Source organism: Marinibactrum halimedae, from assembly GCF_021234875.1.
Classification (GTDB): Bacteria; Pseudomonadota; Gammaproteobacteria; order Pseudomonadales; family Cellvibrionaceae; genus Marinibactrum; species Marinibactrum halimedae.
The window spans coordinates 10,010-29,116 of sequence record NZ_JAJQVM010000042.1 but is presented as its reverse complement, the minus strand read 5'-3'; the positions used below and the strand labels follow the sequence as shown (position 1 = coordinate 29,116).

Annotated in this window: 16 protein-coding genes; 11 read left to right on the top strand and 5 right to left on the bottom strand. The window is 45.1% G+C overall.

The genetic code is table 11. The features are described from left to right. The first annotated feature begins 42 nt into the window (after window positions 1–42). From LU351_RS18380 to soxA, 11 genes are all read left to right on the top strand, one after another. Window positions 43–1,392 (top strand): DUF58 domain-containing protein, encoded by a 1,350-nt coding sequence (locus tag LU351_RS18380; RefSeq protein WP_232595562.1) that lies wholly within the window; start codon window positions 43–45, stop codon window positions 1,390–1,392. A 559-nt stretch (window positions 1,393–1,951) separates the two neighbouring features. Beyond that, complete coding sequence (locus LU351_RS18375) at window positions 1,952–2,164, top strand: hypothetical protein (RefSeq protein ID WP_232595561.1); 213 nt, start codon at window positions 1,952–1,954, stop codon at window positions 2,162–2,164. Between the two features lie 494 nt (window positions 2,165–2,658). Beyond that, a complete protein-coding gene (locus tag LU351_RS18370; RefSeq protein ID WP_232595560.1) occupies window positions 2,659–3,282 on the top strand; it encodes a hypothetical protein in 624 nt (207 codons plus the stop codon). Window positions 3,283–3,745: 463 nt separating this feature from the next. Beyond that, the gene (locus LU351_RS18365) at window positions 3,746–4,327 is read left to right on the top strand and encodes a (2Fe-2S)-binding protein (RefSeq protein WP_232595559.1); all 582 of its coding nucleotides are present in this window, start codon (window positions 3,746–3,748) and stop codon (window positions 4,325–4,327) included. Beyond that, window positions 4,324–6,510, top strand: coding sequence for a xanthine dehydrogenase family protein molybdopterin-binding subunit (locus LU351_RS18360; RefSeq protein ID WP_232595558.1), 2,187 nt, complete (start codon window positions 4,324–4,326; stop codon window positions 6,508–6,510). The genes LU351_RS18365 and LU351_RS18360 overlap by 4 nt, the downstream gene beginning before the upstream one ends. Then, the gene (locus tag LU351_RS18355) at window positions 6,511–6,837 is read left to right on the top strand and encodes a c-type cytochrome (protein WP_232595557.1); all 327 of its coding nucleotides are present in this window, start codon (window positions 6,511–6,513) and stop codon (window positions 6,835–6,837) included. It abuts the gene before it with no gap. A 26-nt stretch (window positions 6,838–6,863) separates the two neighbouring features. Beyond that, window positions 6,864–8,261, top strand: coding sequence for an NAD(P)/FAD-dependent oxidoreductase (locus tag LU351_RS18350; protein WP_232595556.1), 1,398 nt, complete (start codon window positions 6,864–6,866; stop codon window positions 8,259–8,261). A 268-nt stretch (window positions 8,262–8,529) separates the two neighbouring features. After that, window positions 8,530–8,913, top strand: coding sequence for a sulfur oxidation c-type cytochrome SoxX (gene soxX / locus LU351_RS18345; protein ID WP_232595555.1), 384 nt, complete (start codon window positions 8,530–8,532; stop codon window positions 8,911–8,913). After that, entirely contained in the window at window positions 8,910–9,449 is a 540-nt protein-coding gene (locus tag LU351_RS18340) for a thiosulfate oxidation carrier protein SoxY (RefSeq protein ID WP_232595554.1), read from the top strand. The genes soxX and LU351_RS18340 overlap by 4 nt, the downstream gene beginning before the upstream one ends. 90 nt (window positions 9,450–9,539) lie before the next feature. Continuing rightward, window positions 9,540–9,863, top strand: coding sequence for a thiosulfate oxidation carrier complex protein SoxZ (gene soxZ, locus LU351_RS18335; protein WP_232595553.1), 324 nt, complete (start codon window positions 9,540–9,542; stop codon window positions 9,861–9,863). Further along, entirely contained in the window at window positions 9,863–10,684 is an 822-nt protein-coding gene (gene soxA / locus LU351_RS18330) for a sulfur oxidation c-type cytochrome SoxA (protein ID WP_232595552.1), read from the top strand. The genes soxZ and soxA overlap by 1 nt, the downstream gene beginning before the upstream one ends. Before the next feature lie 13 nt (window positions 10,685–10,697). Here the strand turns inward: soxA and LU351_RS18325 are convergent, their stop codons facing one another. From LU351_RS18325 to LU351_RS18305, 5 genes are all read right to left on the bottom strand, one after another. Further along, complete coding sequence (locus LU351_RS18325) at window positions 10,698–11,123, bottom strand: group II truncated hemoglobin (protein WP_232595551.1); 426 nt, start codon at window positions 11,121–11,123, stop codon at window positions 10,698–10,700. 79 nt (window positions 11,124–11,202) lie between these two features. Further along, on the bottom strand, window positions 11,203–12,141 hold the full coding sequence (locus LU351_RS18320) for a hypothetical protein (RefSeq protein WP_232595550.1): 939 nt from the start codon (window positions 12,139–12,141) through the stop codon (window positions 11,203–11,205). Window positions 12,142–12,219: 78 nt separating this feature from the next. Then, window positions 12,220–12,777, bottom strand: a complete 558-nt coding sequence (locus LU351_RS18315) for a hypothetical protein (protein ID WP_232595549.1) — start codon at window positions 12,775–12,777, stop codon at window positions 12,220–12,222. Beyond that, window positions 12,774–14,168, bottom strand: a complete 1,395-nt coding sequence (locus LU351_RS18310) for a hypothetical protein (RefSeq protein ID WP_232595548.1) — start codon at window positions 14,166–14,168, stop codon at window positions 12,774–12,776. Before LU351_RS18310 ends, LU351_RS18315 begins: the two co-directional genes overlap by 4 nt. Window positions 14,169–14,197: 29 nt before the next feature. After that, window positions 14,198–18,364: a TOMM system kinase/cyclase fusion protein gene (locus tag LU351_RS18305; RefSeq protein WP_232595547.1), complete on the bottom strand. Its 4,167-nt coding sequence runs from the start codon at window positions 18,362–18,364 to the stop codon at window positions 14,198–14,200. Window positions 18,365–19,107: the final 743 nt, after the last annotated feature.

Sequence of the window (19,107 nt, the reverse complement as noted above, 5' to 3'; positions counted from 1 at the left end):
GTGGATTTTAAGCCCCAATAACCCCAGGCTAACAAACATAAAATGACGTTAATTCCTGATCAACGATTACTGCGTAGCACACTGATTCTGGTAATACTCGCGATAGTTGTGGCCCTATCTCGTTTGCTAACAGATAATTATTCGCAAGAAAACTTTTGGGAGTGGATAGCCTATGCCTGGTGGGCAGGCCTTGCCTTTTTTGTAATGGTATTAGGTATCGATGGGCTTTTTTCTGGCACTGCTTTTAAATTAACCTGCAAACGATCATTACCTACGACGTTTTCTTTAGGCAGTACAAATCGTGTTTCATTACACTTTACTAACAGCAGTCGACACAATTTACGTATCACCTATACTGACCTTTATCCTAATCGCGTTAAGATTTCTGGCCTTCCCCGCACTGAAACCATTTACGCCGGTGGTACTTTAACCACACAATATAAAATCACCGCAACGCAACGTGGAGAGGCTCACTTTGGGCAAGTTGAGGTGCTCGTTCAATCGCCTTTTCGATTTTGGCAACGGAAAATACGTTTAGCACAAGAACAAACCACTAAGATATATCCGAATTACATGGCAATTTCGAAACTCAACTTTTTGAATTATGAACAAAAATTAAGCCATATTGGCGCTCACGTTAACCAACGTTTAGGCTTGGGTTTGGACTTTAAACAATTACGCGAGTTTCAACATGGGGACGAATTACGACAAATTGATTGGAAAGCCAGTTCACGCCAGCACAAGTTAATCTCACGAGAATACCAAGATGAGCGTGATCAAGAAATATTGTTCATGCTCGACAGCGGACGAAGAATGCGAACCAAAGACGGAGATCTTAGTCATTTCGATCACGGGTTAAACGCCATGCTACTGACCGCATACGTTGCACTGTCTGCTGGCGATGCGGTTGGATTTATGAGTTTTGCAGGCCAAGAGCGCTGGTTGCCGCCAGTGAAAGGCAAAAATGCCATGAGCACCTTATTGAATAACCTATACGACATTCACAGCTCTGCTTCAGCCAGTGATTTATCCAAAGCAGCCGAATCTTTGATGCTACGCCACCAAAAACGCGCATTAGTGGTGATATTAACCAACCCAAGAGACGACGATTACGACGATTTATTGCGCGCAGTTGAAACACTCCGTACAAAACACATTGTACTGGTAGCCTGTATAAAAGAATCCTTACTCGATGAAAGCCACTCCATGGAAGTGAATAATTTTACGGAGTCTATCGAATTTGCTGCCACAGAAGTGTACACCCAACACCGCAACACACTATTACAAGCGCTAGAAATCAGAAAAATTCCCATTGTCGATGCCACTCCCAAAAAATTACACGTCGCCTTGGTCAATAAATATATGGCTTTAAAAGCAGCAGGCCGAATTTAATCCAGATAACCTAAACCGGTTTATCGATACAATTATTACCGAAATTGGTAATAACATTACTAACACAAACAGCCTCTTACAACGCGGCACCACTAAGTTGGATGCCATAAGCGCACTATCATCTCTACTTAATGCACTCTTTTAATGTAAATTTCATTAATCCAATCTTTTGTTCATGCATCATTAATGAAAATGACCATTAAAAAAACACACCTGTCGCGCCGTTCATTGAAACATTCATTGAAATACTCATTACATAACATTCTGTCTATGAGCGTGATCAAGAAATAGATCAGAATTAAATTAATACATTGCGATAGTCGAAAAAGTAAACCATCATATTCCTTGAGGATGTGCGGTCATCATAACCTAGCCTACAACTCTATTTTTTTAAGCGTGTCTTTATTGAGCACGTCCTTACTGGGCATGCCTTAGTTGACTGTGTATTTATTGTAAACAAAGATCTTACATCGCATATCGGGGCAAATATTTGCACCGTGTAAAAATCATTGCTGTGCAAACACGATTGCGACACCAACAAGAATAAGGAGCTGCATGAATGAGTAACACCACTTCAGGAATTTCCATTAGCGCTGGGGTCAGCGGCATCATAGAAGATGCACCAGAACAAAAAGTGAAATCGTTACGATTAGTATTGGAGCTGATTAAAGCACGTGCCATCGGCGGCGGAAATTACTCATTGCAAGACGACATGAACAACATCCCGCAGTATATGGCGATTATTGAATCTGCACTGAAAGAGAGCCCGTAGAGGTAACAACTCGCCATTTATTAAGGGACAACTTTTACCGTAAGTGTTGCGAATTTACGGTAAAAGTTATAATTTTGCTTTTTTTTCGTCGAAACCACTTTCAACTTAATCGCTCAAAATTGGGTCAAAAGACCTTTTCACTACTGAAAACGTTTACCAATGACTTGATGTAAAAGGCACTCAATCTCATTATTTTTGTCATCCTTGTCTGCATTCTTTTGTCCATCTTCCCTGTTGCCCACAACTCACATACACCGATTTTGGCTGATTATAAATCCCTGTAAAAAAATCCAGAATGGCATACAATCGACCTTGGCTTTTCTCGACGTGACTCTTATCGACGTGACTCTTATCGATTTGAACCTTTCAACCCAAACCTAATGAACCCCAATTTTCACTGAATATACGAACACATACAGACCCATTCGGTACATTAATATCCAACTTACGCAAAGTATCAATCTCTTCACAAATAGGATCCATTCACAAACAGTATGACGGAAGAACTCATTCTCAAAATCGGCATCGCTTTGGGCAGCATCCTGATTGCACAGGCACTGATCCCCATCTTTAAAGAAATTTATCATCGCTGGCGTCGAAAGCAGCTCTTTAAACGTTATCTCGCCGCACACGTGGGGAAAACTCTGGCGAATTTTGGCTCAGAAGAACCTATTGACGTCGTACAAAAAACCCACGGGATTGGTGAACCCGACTGGCTATTGCGACTAAAAAAAGCCGGGCGAGGTGTGCCTCCATCCATCATCGCAGGTCACTTGGCCATTGAACTGACTCTCTCCGAGACCGGCCATGATCAACAGTATATTCCCTATTTGTTTTATTTAGATGCCGCCGACATTCCACTACAACACGACAGTCAGTTATGGGAGCTGTCGGGTAAAACAGCTTCTTGCGCCATGAATTATTTACTCACTCAACAACAGATTATGTCCGCCATTAAGGCCCAATACAGTGGGTTTTTCTTTGAACTCATCAAAAGCCAACAACGAGAAGAGCGGGAGCGTTGGTGTAAAGGTGCAAAATTTATTTTAAATGATATGACAGAGCACTATCTGGATGCATTAGCACTGGACGCCCAAGTCCGACACTATCGAAACTGACCTGAGAACGTGAGCCATAGAAACAAAAGTCAAAGAGGTTTAATGACGACAAAATCCATTCACATGGCGCAACCATTATGATTTGTCATCAAATTGGCAGTAGACTATTTCACGGTAAAGTTAAACCTACCTATAATGATTTTTTATTGGTTGTTTTTAATTTAACGTTCTTTGAACGTCAGACTGATGAAAGACAGGTTTTAAAAGATCGTTTTTAAGAGATTGTTTTCAAAACGATTGATCTTAAAAGATAGTGAGTCGATAAAAGAGCTGGTGCCAGCCACAACGATGAGCATTTCCTTAAACGCATCCCTCTTACCTGTCTAGGCAAATGATTTTTACAGACAAACTATTTTTACGGACAAGTTTTACAGACAAAGACCAAGACAAGAGAAAATAAGAAAAAGAGACACAAAAATAGACATTTAAAAAACATATAAAAGAAAATGGGGTAACCAACCGTATGGCCAAGAAAATACATGTTAACGGGAAACTCGTTACGGTTTCCGCCGACGACGCCACGCCACTCCTTTGGGTGTTAAGAGAACACTTAGAGTTAACCGGCACTAAATTTGGTTGCGGTATTGCGCAATGTGGCGCTTGTACCGTTCATCTTGATGGACAACCGGTACGCTCTTGCGTTTATCCACTCTCTGCCATCACCGAAAATCAAAAAATCACCACCATCGAAGGACTCTCTGAAGACACGAATCACCCTATTCAGCAGGCCTGGGCAGCATTGGATACCCCACAATGCGGTTATTGCCAATCCGGCATGATCATGGCCTGCGCTGCATTGCTCGATAGCAACCCAAACCCCAGCGACGACGATATCAATTCCACTATCACCAACATTTGCCGCTGTGGCACCTTTCAGCGTGTTCGCGAGGGTATCCATTTAGCCGCTGAGATCAAAGCCGGCAAAAAAGTGGCTAAAGAAATGAACTCGGAACAAACCGAAACGACCAATGCGGTTGAGTTTTTCGACCCAAATGCAGCCTCTGAGCAATCATCGAATGCACTCTACACGGAGGTAAAAGCATGAGTACTCATACGATCGCCGTCAGCCGTCGTCGCTTTCTGATTTCCACCGGTGCCGCCGGTGCCGGCCTCTCTCTCGGCATGATGCTGCCAATAGGCGCTCATGCTGCCAAGTCTGAGAAACAACCTGATGAGGTGAACGCCTGGGTGGTCATTCACCCAGATGATACGGTTGTGGTTCGTATCGCCCGCTCTGAAATGGGCCAAGGCACGCTGACCGGCCTTGTGCAAATGGTCGCCGAAGAGCTGGAGTGCAATTGGGACAACGTTAGCTGGGAATACCCCACCCCCGGCCAAAGCTTGGAGCGCAATCGCGTTTGGGGCAATTTTTCCACCGGTGGCAGCCAAGGTATTCGTGGGAGCGAGAAATACGTTCGCGAAGGTGGCGCCATTGCCCGCACGTTACTGGTGGAAGCTGGCGCGAACAAACTCAAAGACAAACCTGCCGATTGCTACGCTGAGAACGGCTATGTGATCAGTAAACGCAGCAAGAAAAAAGTGCGCTTTGGTGAAATCGCGTCTGATGCCGCACAATTGGTACCCCCCACAGAAGTGACCTTAAAAGATCCAAAAGACTGGAAGCTGATCGGCAAACCCATCAAACGACTAGACACGCAAGACAAGCTTAACGGTAAGCAAGTCTATGGCGCCGATTTGAAATTGCCGGGCATGTTGAACGCCAGCATCAAAGCCTGTCCGGTCTTTGGTGGCACCGTCGCGTCTTTTGACGAATCTAAAGTGATGAAGCTCCCCGGTGTGAAATCTGTCGTTAAAGTGGACGATAATGCCGTTGCCGTGATTGCCGACACCTGGTGGCAGGCGAAGACGGCCTTGGATCAACTGCCCATTAAATGGAACGAAGGCCCTAATGCCAACGTATCGCAAGCGGACATCGAGAAGTCCCTTACCGAGGGGTTAACCTCTGATAAAGACGTCTTCGTGGGAAATGAAAATGGCGACGTTAACGCGGGCTTAAAAAGTGCCGCGAAAGTGGTCGAGGCCACTTATCACTACCCCTACCAAAATCACGCCACCATGGAGCCCATGAACGCCACGGCCAAATGGACGAAAGACCGTTGCGAAGTCTGGTGCCCAACACAGAACGGTGAAACCGCTTTAGCCGCCGCTGCGGACGCCGCTGGCCTGCCTCAGGAACAATGCGATGTCTATAAAATTCATTTAGGCGGTGGCTTTGGTCGTCGTGCCAGCTCACATGACTATGTACGTCAATCGGTATTGATCGCCAAAGCCATGCCGGGCACCCCCATCAAATTACTGTGGACCCGCGAAGAAGATATGCAACATGGCCACTACCACCCGGTGACCAAGGCGCGCATGGTGGGCGGACTGAACAAAGAAGGCTATCTCGACTCATTGCACATGCGGATTTCTGGGCAATCGATTGTGGCGGCGATCTTTCCAAACTTCTTAAAAGACGGCAAAGACCCGTTTGTGTTCCAAGGCATGATGGCCGAGGGTGATCAAGCCATTAGCTACGGTATTAAGAATTTGTTGGTGGATCACGCCATGCGTAATCCTCACGTCCCACCGGGCTTTTGGCGTGGCGTCAACGCCAATCAAAATATGGTGTACATGGAGTCTTTTCTTGACGAGCTGGCCGAAGCCGGAAGCAAAGACCCATTAGATTTTCGTCGCAACCTGATGAAAGATCACCCCAAAAGTTTGGCGGTATTGGAAGCGGTGGCGAAAAAATCCGGTTGGGGTCAGAAGTCCCCTAAAGGCATTCATCGTGGCTTAGCCGTGTGTAATGCCTTCGGCAGTTATGTGGCAGCGTGTGCGGAAGTTTCCGTCGATAAAAGTGGTGCCGTGGTATTGGAGCGGATTGTCGCCGCCACTGACCCCGGTCATGCCGTGAATCCGCAACAAATCGAAGCACAGGTCTCTGGCTCGTTTGTGTATGGGCTTTCTGCCATGCTCTACGGCGAGTGCACGGTGAAAGACGGCCACATTGAACAATCCAACTTCCATGACTTCCCGTCGCTGAAAATTGCACAAATGCCGAAGGTAGACACCATCGTCATGCCCTCAGGTGGCTTCTGGGGGGGTGTTGGCGAACCCACGATTGCCGTCGCGGCCCCAGCGGTACTCAATGCCATTTACGCGGCAACCGGAAAACGGGTACGTCAGTTGCCACTGACCAAGTACTCGGACGTTAAGATTGCCTAAATGGGATTTCTGAAATCATTTCTGCTTGCAGGCAGCACCATACTGGCCACTTCGGCCAGTATGGCTGAGCCGGTTTCCATGGAGGATGCCAAGGCCATGGCCGCCGTATGTAATGGCTGCCATGGTCCTCTATTATCCTCCCCCTTATCGCCGCCTTTGCTGCACAATCAACCTGCGGATCAATTGTTTACCAAGCTAATAACGTATAAAACAGGGCAACTCGAAGGGACGTTGATGAATCGCATTGCAAAGGGGTATTCCAAAGAGCAGTTACGGGCGATCGCTAACGTATTGGCAAGCACCACCTCTCCTTCATCGACCCCTTAAGCTCATTTATCTCGGTTCCACTTGTTATGACAGACACACGCGATCACGACCTTTCCCCCCCTCACTCAATAACCCGGCGTCAATGCTTGCAAGCCGGTCTCACAGGAGCCGGATTGACCGCACTATCATTGCTCGAAGGCTGTACAGCGGGTTCTTCCGAGCGCGCCCTCACTCAAAGGGCACCGAAGCACTCCCCAAACGTGGTTGTCATTGGCGGAGGCTTTGCCGGGGCCACCTGCGCCCGAGTGCTCGCCGAAAGCGGTGTGAATGTGGTGCTCGTTGACCCTAGCGAACAGTACGTCGCCTGCCCCATGAGCAACCTGGTGATCGCGAGCCTGAGGAATATCGAAGCACAAACCTTCCAACCACAAGGGTTTCCAGAGAACGTCACCGTTGTGCGTCAGATGGCGCAATACATCGATGCCGAACAGCAACAAGTTACATTAGAGGATGGCGTCGTGCTTAATTACGACCGCTTAGTGTTAGCACCCGGTATAGACTTACGCTGGAGTGCCCTTGAAGGCTACGATACTGAGGCCGCAAAACGGATGCCCCACGCCTGGAAAGCGGGGCCGCAAACACTGTTACTGCGTGATCAACTGCGCGCCATGCCCAACGGCGGCACCGTGGTGATGAGCGTACCGGCCAACCCGTACCGATGCCCCCCCGGCCCCTACGAACGGGCCAGTTTGATTGCCCATTACCTGAAAACCCATAAACCCCGCTCAAAATTGATTGTGTTGGATGCAAAAGATCGCTTTTCAAAGCAGTCGCTGTTTCAACGTGCTTGGAAAGAGCAGTACAGCAATCTCATCGAATGGCAGGGGTTATCTGACGGTGCGCAAGTCGTTCGTATCGACGCCAAACGCAACACGCTGCATACGGATTTTGACGAGTTTCGAGCAGATGTCGCCAACGTGATTCCGCCACAACAGGCGGGAAGCATTGCCATTACCAGTGATATTGCCGACGCTTCTGGTTGGTGCCCAATCCAACCCGCCACTTTTGAATCAACCCGTGTACCCAATGTCCATATTATCGGCGATGCTGCCATTGCCAATGCCATGCCCAAATCGGCGTTCGCTGCGAACGCTCAAGCGAAGTTATGCGCCATACAAGTGACAAGATTATTGTCTGATCAAGACCCACTTTCAGTCCCCCTGATCAACACTTGTTATAGCTTGATCAATCCTAACTATGGTATTTCTGTGGCGGATGTTTACCAACCCACCCAATCAGCGTGGTCGCCCACCCCAGGAGCCGGAGGTGTCAGTGCCACCAACGCACCAGCGTCTCATCGTCAGAAAGAAGCTGATTATGCTCATCACTGGTTCAAAACCATTACTCAAGAAGCCTTTGGTTCTACACCAACGACCAAACAAAAAGAAAGAGATAAAAATCGACATCGGAATAGAATCGTATAGTAAAAGCATTACACAATGGCGGTATTACATCGTTGACGGTTTGAAAAAAACCATGAAAACACACTCTTTTTTAACACTATTATTTTCCATCACATTTTTCGTTTTTATTATCAGCGGGCTTATGTCTTGCAGTAGCCTTACAAAAAATACACCTATAAATAAAATACCTATAAAAAATACACCTATAAAAAGTACCTCTATAAAAAGTAACCCTATAAAAAATATCCCTACAGAAAATACCTCTATAAAAAATACGACTTTAAGAAATATGTCTATTGTTTATACCCCAACTGAAAGCACACTTTTTTCAGAGCCTGCGCTCACCTCACAACCCGGCGATCCCAAAAGAGGGAAGCAATGGATAAAAGCACCCGAGAAAGGCAATTGCCTACTATGCCATCGCTTCAATACCTTCCATGATGCTTTTCAAGGTAATATTGGCCCAGACTTATCCAACGTCAGTAATCGATTAACGACAGAGGAAATTCGTTATCGAGTCATAGACCCTAAACGAATCAACCCTAATTCCATCATGCCCGCGTATTTTCAAACCAAAGGATTGCAAAACGTCGACCCGATTTACCAAGGTAAAACCATTTTATCTGCGCAAGAAATCGAAGACATCATCGCCTACTTGAGCCAAGCACAATGAACTCCAACACCTCTCACCCTCAGATCCATACTCTAAACCGAAGGCACTTTCTGAAGGGGGCCATTGCCATCAGCACAATGGCCTTGCCCTTGTTCGGTCGAGATTCTTTGGCAGCATCGTCTATTGCTCGCCCAAAGGAAATCCCCAAAGACTACCCGGGCCCATCCGAACGCTTTTTAAACGCCATCACATCCGTGTATCAACAAGAGCCTATTTCCGATGGAAAAGTAACATTAAACATGCCGGTGTTGGCTGAAAATGGTAATTCCGTTTTACTGAGCGTACACGTAGAAAGCCCTATGAACAAACAACAGTATGTCAAAAGGTTACGTCTCTTTGCCGAGAATAACCCCTTACCTGAAGTGGCCGCATTTCAACTCACCCCACACAGCGGCACCGCACAGATAAGTACACGAATTCGATTATCGGCATCGCAAATAATTACCGCCATCGCCACCTTAAACGATGGCTCTCATTGGGCAGGCAGTGCGTTTACCACCATTACCCTACCCGCCTGCGTAGAGGCCTTTGTCTAATGCCAATAAACACAATACCAATAACCACGATGCCAATAGCCACGATGCCAATAGCCACGATGATCACTTTTTATTGATTCGAGATAACTCATGTTAAATGCACGTATTTCCGTACCCACCAGCGCTATACCCGGTGAAGTCATCGAAATAAAAACGCTGATTTCTCATCCCATGGAAACCGGCTTTCGACGTGGCTTAGACGGCGAAAAAATGCCGCGTAATATTTTGAAACACTTTCAATGTACGTATCTCGATAATGTGGTTTTTGAAGCCGAGTTTTTCCCCGCCATTGCTGCCAACCCGTATTTAACCTTTTTTATCAAAGCAACCCAAAGCGGTGAACTGATCTTTACTTGGACGGACCAAAACGGCAAGGTCACTCAAAAAAATCGATCAATCAGCGTTCAACCCTAATGAATACCGGATATATTTTACACTCATCATGCTGGTTAATAACCTACGCGTTTATTCTCATAAGCATAAACACGAACGCCAATGAAACTGCCGAACGAACACTCAATGAAAGAACACTCAATAAAGAACGCTCGGGGTTCTATTTTCAATCCAACAACACCCAAGCACTGCAAAATGACAGTTTTGCCAACCCCGGTTTATTATGGGTAGACAGTGGCCAACAATGGTTTTCGAAAAGGCCTGATAACATCACACCGGCTTGCCAACATTGCCATAACCAAGATAAAAAGCCGCTGGTGGGCGCGGCTACGCTTTACCCGCAATACGATAGCACGACAAAAAAGCTCATGAATATTGAACAGCGTATTAATCGATGCCGCACTCAATACCAACATCAGCCCCCCTTCCCCTATGAGTCAAACGAATTATTATCACTCACGGCCTATGTCTCGAATTTATCCAAAGGAATGCCGTTTAACGTCAACATCACCGATAATGAAAAACCGTTTTTTGAACGAGGTAGAGACTTTTTTTATCAACGTCGGGGGCAAATGAACCTCGCTTGCCACCACTGCCACGAATGGAATGCGGGAAAAAAACTTCGAGGCGACACCCTAAGCCAAGGCCACAGCAATGGCTACCCCATTTATCGGCTGGAATGGCAAACGTTAGGTTCTCTCCACCGACGATTGCGCTTTTGTAACACCGGCGTCAGGGCTGAAACCTATCCCCTAGGCTCAGAGGAATATGTGAATTTGGAATTATTTTTGGCGTGGCGAGCGAATCAATTATTGATTGAAACCCCTGCGGTAAGACGATAATTTTTTTGCAAACTCAAGAGTCACTGGCTTCTTCTCCCGTCAAACGAATTCTTTTCGCCGGTACTCGTAATTGCTCAAGCAGGTATTGCTTAAAATCCTCTTTATACGGTTGCAGTGCGATAGCTTTTTCCATACACAATAACCACGCTTGCTCTTGTTGAATATTCACCTTTAAGTGCTGATGAGCTTTCGGGATATTGATACTACCGAAATGTTCAGAATATAACTTTGGCCCACCCAACCAGCCGGATAAAAAATACGCCAGCTTTCTACGAGACTCCGTTAAATCGTCCTGATGCATACGACGGATCTCTTGGGCTTCTGGAATCGTCTCCATAAACCGATAAAAGTCGTCCACCAATCGCGTAATCCCCGCAAGCTCTCCCGCTGCTTGGTAGGAAGCATCGCCAATACCGTAGTTATTCATAGAATCTTTCACAAACAACATGCCTATTTTTTAGACTGGCTTTCATAATATTGAGTCAAAATGAATCTAATCATAAGATAAACAAAAAACACTACCCAAAAAACCGACGAATAAACGCCTCTGTCGTATCCTGAAATCCAAAGTAGGCTTTCGTCTGCTGAGTCCCCTCCCCATCATTCGTGGTTTTAAGGTCAATCCAACGGGCGGAGGGGTTCTGATCTCGGTCAAGCCAGCGCATGACATTGTGGATGTGATGATCCGATTGCAGCACGCCCTGCTCGATCAAGCCGGCGAGGCGTTGTGGGCCAGGAGGTTTGGTAAGGGTAATCCGGGATTCCACAAGACCGATGTACGGTAATAAACACCCCTCCCATTTTAAATCTAGGCTTACCACCCCATTGCCCACAGGGCGTAACCATGGTTTTTGCAATAAATGTTTGACCGTAGAGAAATCACCCGGCCAACCAATATCGTTTAGTAGCGCCTGTACGCCATTGGCTGGGAGTTTAATGAATAATTTAACACTTTTATTTACCCGTTCGCGCATACACGAAAGGTGAATCAACACATTTCGTTGATGCAAACGATGCAGTAATGACTTGAGTGAAGGGTCAATGCCCTCTGACTGAGTTAATAACCTCATTACTGCCAATAATTCTTCAAATTCAATGGGAGATTGTGACGAAGTTGAGAGGTAATTCGGGCTAATACAGGCATGCCAACACGGGTCACGAGAAAAGTTACCCTGCTGAATATTATCGTACTCTAGCCAAATATAGGGAATCCGGGGGCAGGCTTGGAGCAAAGCTTCAATTCCCTGGCGGGTTGACGCATTGAGAGGAAATTCGTCTAAAGATTCCTGGGTATTAATGCAATAAAGATAATCAAGAGAAGGATCATGATTAAACCGACACTCGATGTATTGCGGGGAAAATAAGGGAACCGATTGCGAAAACATGTCAAACTCGGCGCAAGACTCCGAATTTGACAGTAAATCTGCAACCAGTTTTTTTACACTCTGGCTCAACATTTTACATCCAAATAAAAAGCAAAAAACTCGGTCGCTAATCTAGAGCGATAACACTTTATCGCTCTAGAATTTCTAGCCTTACCAAATTAACGATTGCTCTTTCAAGTATTGCGCCACCATATCGCCATTCAGCACTTCCGTTAGGTAACTTTTTGCTTTGTCTTTTTCACCACCTTGGACCAATTCTCCAAACTTCACCAAATGATCTTTAAATTCAGACGAGAAGTTCATTTCTGCACTTTCGTCACTGGAGAGGTTATCGATATAAGATTGTGGATTATCAAGGAAGGATTGGCGGTCGTCGGCGTTATAAACAATATTGCTGATCAAAACAGCCAAACGCTGTTTCATACCAGTTGCAAAATCCGATGAGCTTAAGTCTCCGTCAATAACGCCTTCTACAATTTGATCATTCATACTGACCACAGCAGTTTGCCATTCTTTTTCATTTTGTTCGGGATTTGAAAAACGCCCGCTGGCATACCCACCAATATTATTAAAGGTGTCTACTATTGGGTCGGAATCGGATTCAAAAAACTCATCCCAAGTGGGATTAACCGCCCAAGATTGACGCACTTCATTATTGGTGGTTAGGGTATATAAGAATCCTATTGCTTTTGTTTTTGTGTCACTCATTTTTCTTTCCTCTTTTGGCTAGGAACGCCGTAATGGGTAGGAGTAAAACTAAAATCCGAAAAGGTATTAATCATTCCGGGCTTGTTGATGATATTCGCGTCCACATGGCAGCTAATGCAACTGAAATTCTTTTTAGGCGGTACAGCTGGAAAGGGCTCAAATAAGGGATTAAACAACGTTGGCGTAGTGATCTCTTGAGCAATATTACATTGCGTTTTAGCAACATTATAACTGTAAATATAGCGATGACTGTCTGAAATATAAAACGGTGGGTGTGGCCCCTCTTTTGATAACATAGTTTCACACGCCGCTAAATCTTCTTTGTAGGTAGGAATTTGATCTTCGGGTATCGTGTCAAAAGACGCATGCTGCACACCCAACATTTTATAATGTGTTAAAGGTGATCCATCCTTTAAAAAAGCGCTTTTCACGATACTGTTGAAGCGCTTTACGTTGCCCGACTGATCGGTATTGGGCTCTAGAGGTGTACCGCAAGGTGACGATTGACATTGCTCATCGGTTTCCAAAAAACTGGCACGCACTTTTTCCCCGTTATATGTATACCCTTCAAAATTATTGCGGTGTTCATACGTTGACCAAATCCACGGCCAAGCTTTGGTGGTTTTGGCTGCCATATGCCATGCCGCAAGGCCCCAAACTTCCTTACCGTCCGCCATGGTAATATAGCGGCTTTGATCTTCTTCCTTGGTCAACTTTCGCCAAGCCAATTTCACCATAATAGTGGGTAAATTAATTAATGATCCGGTTTCTATGGATGTGCTTGCGTAAGTTCCGCACTTGCCCAAGTTAAAAAAGTTACCGGTATCGGACTCGATGGTACTGCCTTCTAGAAAAAGCGCCGAGGAATAAAACCAAGGGCGATTTAATAAAATTTCGTACCGAACGGTATTACCGAAGTTATCCACCAGTGGCACTTGACCATGAAATTTATCTTTTGGTTCTTCATCCACCGGAGGAAATTGAATCAAATGTGCATTATCAGATTGCCAATGTTTATCGAGCCGTATAAAAGGCGGAGCAATATGTTGAATGTCTGACTGGTTGAACCACAAAGACCAATAAGGCGCAACATTCGGGGCCTTCATCTCCCAAGAGGGCAACTCCCCCCAAAAAGCTTGAGGCGGATCAATTTTGCCACCATAAGAGGATTCATTATAATAAATCGGTGAATTAAGGCGGGAAAACATTTGCCATGAAAATAATTCCACGGCATCTTTCGCGCCGGTATTACGACAATCGACATCAGGCTCTATAACCGGTGAGGTCACAACATAACGAATGATATCGGCTTTGCTGGTTTTACTCGACGCTGCAGAAGCAGTGTGTGCAACACAAAAAAAGAATAACAAGACCCAAAAAGTGGTTTTCATAACAGGCTTCCTCCTCACATTATTTCGCTTTATCGTTCCGTACAAGCTTGTAGTAATTCTTGTATATTTTGATCGTTCAAGATGGACAACACCGTGTTTTGCAGTGTGTGTTTGATATCAGGCAAGAATCCTCTGGCCTGCTGAGAAAGTAATAGTGTTAGCATTTCTGCTGTCCGTGGTATCAACTGCGCTGAACGGCCAGAAGATTGTTGATCCATAATCTGCAGACTTAATCGATACGTTTCCACAAGATACAATACATCGTGAGTGGCTTTTGCCGTTGCAATCGCCTGCTCTAACAAACTCAATGCTTTATCAGTTTCACCCCCATTAAAATAGGTTTCCGCCAATAACGTTTGGTACCACGATAAATGCGCTTTTGTGCCCGTCTCACACAGTGCATCAAACCCCTCTTGAGTTGATGCTAACAACTCTGCACTGGCGGCATGGAAACTTTGCCCCCACCCGCGAATCACTTGTGCCGACGCCTTCCATAAACCCAAATCGTGCTCACAAGATAAACAATACGCTTCTTCTGCCCAAGCTGACGCTTGCCCTACTTGTCGATTTAATACCGCTAATTGACTGGCGCGAACAAGCGTATGGGTTAAATCTGCGGCGTGCTGCTCTTGTCGAGATAAGGATAAAGCCGTCTCACACAACGTTTGCGCCTGATCTTTTTCTCCAAGGGCCCATACCACTAACGATTGCACAATCATAATGGCAATACCCGGGTCGTAGGTATACACCTGAACCAAATGATGGTGACGATGAAAGTCATATTCACTGAGGGCAGTTTGTGCGAGGGTATTTGCGTCCAAAAACTTGCCTTGATGCCAATCCAACCCAATCCGCATTAAGGCCGCAGGCAACACAGCCTCTGCATCCCCGATGCGATGGCTTAATGCCACAAGCTCATCCACCACCGTTTGTGCGGGGCCGTAATCAGCACCAACAATATGGTTAATGGCCGATACCCACAACACCGTAAACATTTCCGTCGGATTATCTAAACAAGAAAGCAACTGGGTAATAACGGCTTGGTTTTCCGTTACGGACTCGCTGGCATACCCATGGGTAATCGAATACGCCGTACCCAATTGTTTACGCACTTCGATTTCCTGTTGTATAACCTCTTCCGACCGGGGTAATTGAGTAATACATTCAATGGCATTATTAAGGTGCGAAGTGGCTTGTACCGTGTTAGCACGACGAATCGACGTTTGGGCCGCCTCTTGCCAATAAGAAGAGGCTTTTTGAAATTCTTCTGCTTGTTGAAAATGCAGCGCCACCAAGGTGCTTTCATACCTCCGGTCATGCTGAAGCGACGATGTATTTTCTTTTTCCATACTAACGGCGATACTGCCGTGTAAAGTACGCTGGCTTTCTTTCGTTAACCGATCATAGGCGGCATCACGCACCAGTGCGTGTTTAAACAAGTAATGATCACCTGAGGTTTGTCGGCGTATAAAAATTAAATCGGCATCCACCAATTCCGCCAAATCTGCCTGTATTTGCATTTCTGTGCGAGTGGACGCGGCTTTTAATAAATGATCGCTGAATTCACGTCCAATCGTGGCAGCCAATTGCACGGTTTCTTTGGCGTACACCAATCCATCTAAGCGTTGCTGTAGCGAGTCTAGCAAACTGGTTGGCACTTCACTCAAGCTGCTTGGCCCCACAAAATGGATAGCACCATTAATTTTGTGCACCAATTTTTTACTGAGCAACATGCCAACCAATTCTTCCACAAACAAGGGAATACCATCGGTGCGCTGGACGATTGCCGCCATCACCTCTTTTGCAATGGCTTGCTTATCGAATAAACGCTCAATAAATTGTGAGGTATCGTCTTCGCTCAATTTGGGCACAGATAAAGCCGTTACATTTTCCGATGACGTATTCTTTAAAGGTTCCCGTGACGTAGAGATCACTTTATGAGATGAGCCTTTAAGACGCTTGGCAAAATACTCAAGAAAATCTTGAGTCGCAGGGTCTGCCCAGTGTACATCCTCCAATATCAATAAATGATTGGGCGTGGGCTCGGTACTCAATTGATGCATCAGCAAATGCGACAAGGCATTAAACAGCAACTGCCTTTGGACGTGGTATTCTAAATGTGAGTACTCTAAATGTGAGTACTCTAAATGTGAGTATTCTAAATGACTGTACTCGTTCTCTGATTCTGCGAATGGCGTGTCGCCTTGCCACTGAATGTTCAGCCAATCGCACAATAATGGAAGAGTATAACCTTCCTCATCCATTTGATTGATCAAAATGCGTTTAAAAATCGCTACAGCCGCTTCAGGCGAAAGCGCATCCAGCGAATATTTGTAAGTGACCCATTTTAACACCGGATAAAGCGCATTGTTTTTGTATTCCGGCAAACATTGCCCAATAAAATGATTCCGGTTTTGCTCATGCAAACGTAATTCATGAATCAGACGAGACTTTCCAATACCCGCCTCACCATAAATATGCAAATAACAACTGTCTTTTTTTGAATCTTCGTTTGAAGAGAGAAAATCTTGAATGAGGGAAATTTCATTCTCTCTGCCAACAAAAAAAGCATTTTGACGATTCGCACGTAAAAAGCCAAAGGCCTCTCCACGGCGCTCGCCGGTCATAAAAAATAAAGGCGTCGGTTTACTGTCAACACCAAGCGCCACCGCCTGGTACGACTCAAATTCAATGCTGTGATCCAATGCTTTACGGGTAGTTTCCGAACACAAAATATGATCAGGTAACGCCATGCGACTCAACTCCATGGCAATATTGGGCGTGTCCCCTTCTGGAATGGTATCAGCGTAAGACACCACCATGCCGGTATGCACCCCCATTCGCGCTTCCAGTTGAATTCCCTGTGACGACTTGAGAATAGCATTACGTTTATTTAAATCGCTGATCATCTCCAGTGCGGCCCGAGCGCACAGCCGGCTATCATTATCACTGACCACCGGATAGCCAAAATAAAACAGTTGGGTATCCCCCAAAGTACCGGCATGGGTTGCGCCAAACCGCAGTGCAATATCATTGCACGTAGACTTTCTGTCACGGTGCAAGGCATCCAGTATTTCATGGTCAATGGCTTCTTGTTGGATACCGCTGTGAGCCACTGCATCATCACCCTTATCTTCGTTCTGGGTGGTTTTAATGCTGAGCGTCAAGCATAGGACGCTAATTTGATTTCGCTCGGTTAAATTGGAAACGGTAAAGCTACCCTCATCGATAAGAGTTTCATCTGGTGATGCATTGATATGGTGCCCACTTTGATCCACCTTAATACGACGAGGGCCAAAGCTTCCAATTAACGTAGAAAAATTTAATTCACGTAACGACGATAAAACATCATGGGCTGATGAAGAGCGATCGTTGACATTTTTGCTGAGTACACCACGTAATACTTTGGACACAGGATGACCTACCAATCCTGCCGGCAACGCAATATTGGAGGGACTTAATTGCTGATGAAACACCGACGCGACATTACTGCCGGATATGGCAGGCTGGCCTGTTATGCATTCAATAAAAACTAAACCCCACACATATAAATCGGTTTTTAGCGTGGGTGGGTCCCCGCGCAACTGCTCGGGAGAGCTATAGGAAGGGGTGCCTAAGGTTTCATGGGTTAGTGTTAAACTTTTATAATCGAGCTGACGGGCTTCATGCATTAATGCCCCAATACCGAAGTCCAGCACCTTTGCCGTTAGTTTTCCCCCCACCTTTGTTAGCATAATATTGGCGGGTTTAATGTCTCGATGCACTACCCCTTGTTCATGAGCATGAGACAATCCTTTTAGCACTTGTGACATCACAGACGCCGCTTCAGGCGGGGAAAGCGGCCCAGATTCGAATAATTGTTCTTTTAAAGAATGACCGTGAACAAACTCAAAGACGGCATACACCAAGTCCTCAGCACATTGACCTTTGTCGATGAGCTTGACGATATTAGGATGCTCAAGACGACTGCCAATTAATGTCTCTCTGTCGAAACGCTGTAGATATATTTTTTTCTTTTCATCGTCAAAATTGGGATTAATTGAGAGCACTTTAACGGCAACTTTCTGCCCGGTTACCCTATCCTCCCCTGAAAAAACTTGGCCAAACCCTCCCTCGCCTATTTTCTCCAGCAGTTGATATGGCTGTGATTCAAAATGCGAGAAAACACCGCTTACCCTAGAAGAAGACTTTGGCATTGCAACTTTCCTCTAACCACAAAACACAATACTTATGCAATACAAAAGGCATCGTAAAATTATTCCCTTGCTCGGTGCGCCGCTCTATGCCGTTATGGTTCAGCATACAACTATCATTTAGAACACAGCAATTATCATTAAAAACACAATAACTATCATTTAAAACACAATAACAAACGTTTAAGACACAACATCGATTCTTCAAAGTTGAATCATTACTCAACACAATACGTTTTATTAGAGTGATCGATTATCAAAGGTAGATGGCTTTATTGCCCTGTCATAATGGCAATATTATCTTGCTCACCCACTTCTTAAAATAGTTTTTTTCGATACTAATTTTCACGACATTTTATATTATTTTAAAGCGTGCAACTCATCCAAAAAAATCAAAAAAACAACATACCTGACCAAACAGACAGATAAAAAATAAAATACAAAAACGTTTCACCGAAACATCAAGCTCTATTTTTATAGCATAAAATAAAAAAATACAGTGAAACCAAAGCAATATAAAATCCAATAACGCCAAGACCACTACATATCTTACACATAACCCCCTTTACATTATTTTACACACTCGCTTTTTATTGAGACTCGCTGGTGTTTTTATTCAATGAGGGGGAGGTAAAAGGGAGAGGTAAAAGAGCGTGGATAAAAAAGAGAATAAAAAAACAGGAATAAAAGCGGCACGCCATAGTGAATCGTATTCACCATGAAAACAACAAGGGCTTTATTGCCTA

Coding starts and splice junctions, on each gene's coding strand:
- LU351_RS18315 (WP_232595549.1), bottom strand. CDS start 12,777: ATGAGTGACACAAAAACAAAAGCAATAGGATTCTTATATACCCTAACC.
- LU351_RS18365 (WP_232595559.1), top strand. CDS start 3,746: ATGGCCAAGAAAATACATGTTAACGGGAAACTCGTTACGGTTTCCGCC.
- LU351_RS18305 (WP_232595547.1), bottom strand. CDS start 18,364: ATGCCAAAGTCTTCTTCTAGGGTAAGCGGTGTTTTCTCGCATTTTGAA.
- LU351_RS18360 (WP_232595558.1), top strand. CDS start 4,324: ATGAGTACTCATACGATCGCCGTCAGCCGTCGTCGCTTTCTGATTTCC.
- LU351_RS18355 (WP_232595557.1), top strand. CDS start 6,511: ATGGGATTTCTGAAATCATTTCTGCTTGCAGGCAGCACCATACTGGCC.
- soxA (WP_232595552.1), top strand. CDS start 9,863: ATGAATACCGGATATATTTTACACTCATCATGCTGGTTAATAACCTAC.
- soxZ (WP_232595553.1), top strand. CDS start 9,540: ATGTTAAATGCACGTATTTCCGTACCCACCAGCGCTATACCCGGTGAA.
- LU351_RS18320 (WP_232595550.1), bottom strand. CDS start 12,141: ATGTTGAGCCAGAGTGTAAAAAAACTGGTTGCAGATTTACTGTCAAAT.
- LU351_RS18375 (WP_232595561.1), top strand. CDS start 1,952: ATGAGTAACACCACTTCAGGAATTTCCATTAGCGCTGGGGTCAGCGGC.
- LU351_RS18310 (WP_232595548.1), bottom strand. CDS start 14,168: ATGAAAACCACTTTTTGGGTCTTGTTATTCTTTTTTTGTGTTGCACAC.
- LU351_RS18380 (WP_232595562.1), top strand. CDS start 43: ATGACGTTAATTCCTGATCAACGATTACTGCGTAGCACACTGATTCTG.
- soxX (WP_232595555.1), top strand. CDS start 8,530: ATGTCTATTGTTTATACCCCAACTGAAAGCACACTTTTTTCAGAGCCT.
- LU351_RS18370 (WP_232595560.1), top strand. CDS start 2,659: ATGACGGAAGAACTCATTCTCAAAATCGGCATCGCTTTGGGCAGCATC.
- LU351_RS18350 (WP_232595556.1), top strand. CDS start 6,864: ATGACAGACACACGCGATCACGACCTTTCCCCCCCTCACTCAATAACC.
- LU351_RS18340 (WP_232595554.1), top strand. CDS start 8,910: ATGAACTCCAACACCTCTCACCCTCAGATCCATACTCTAAACCGAAGG.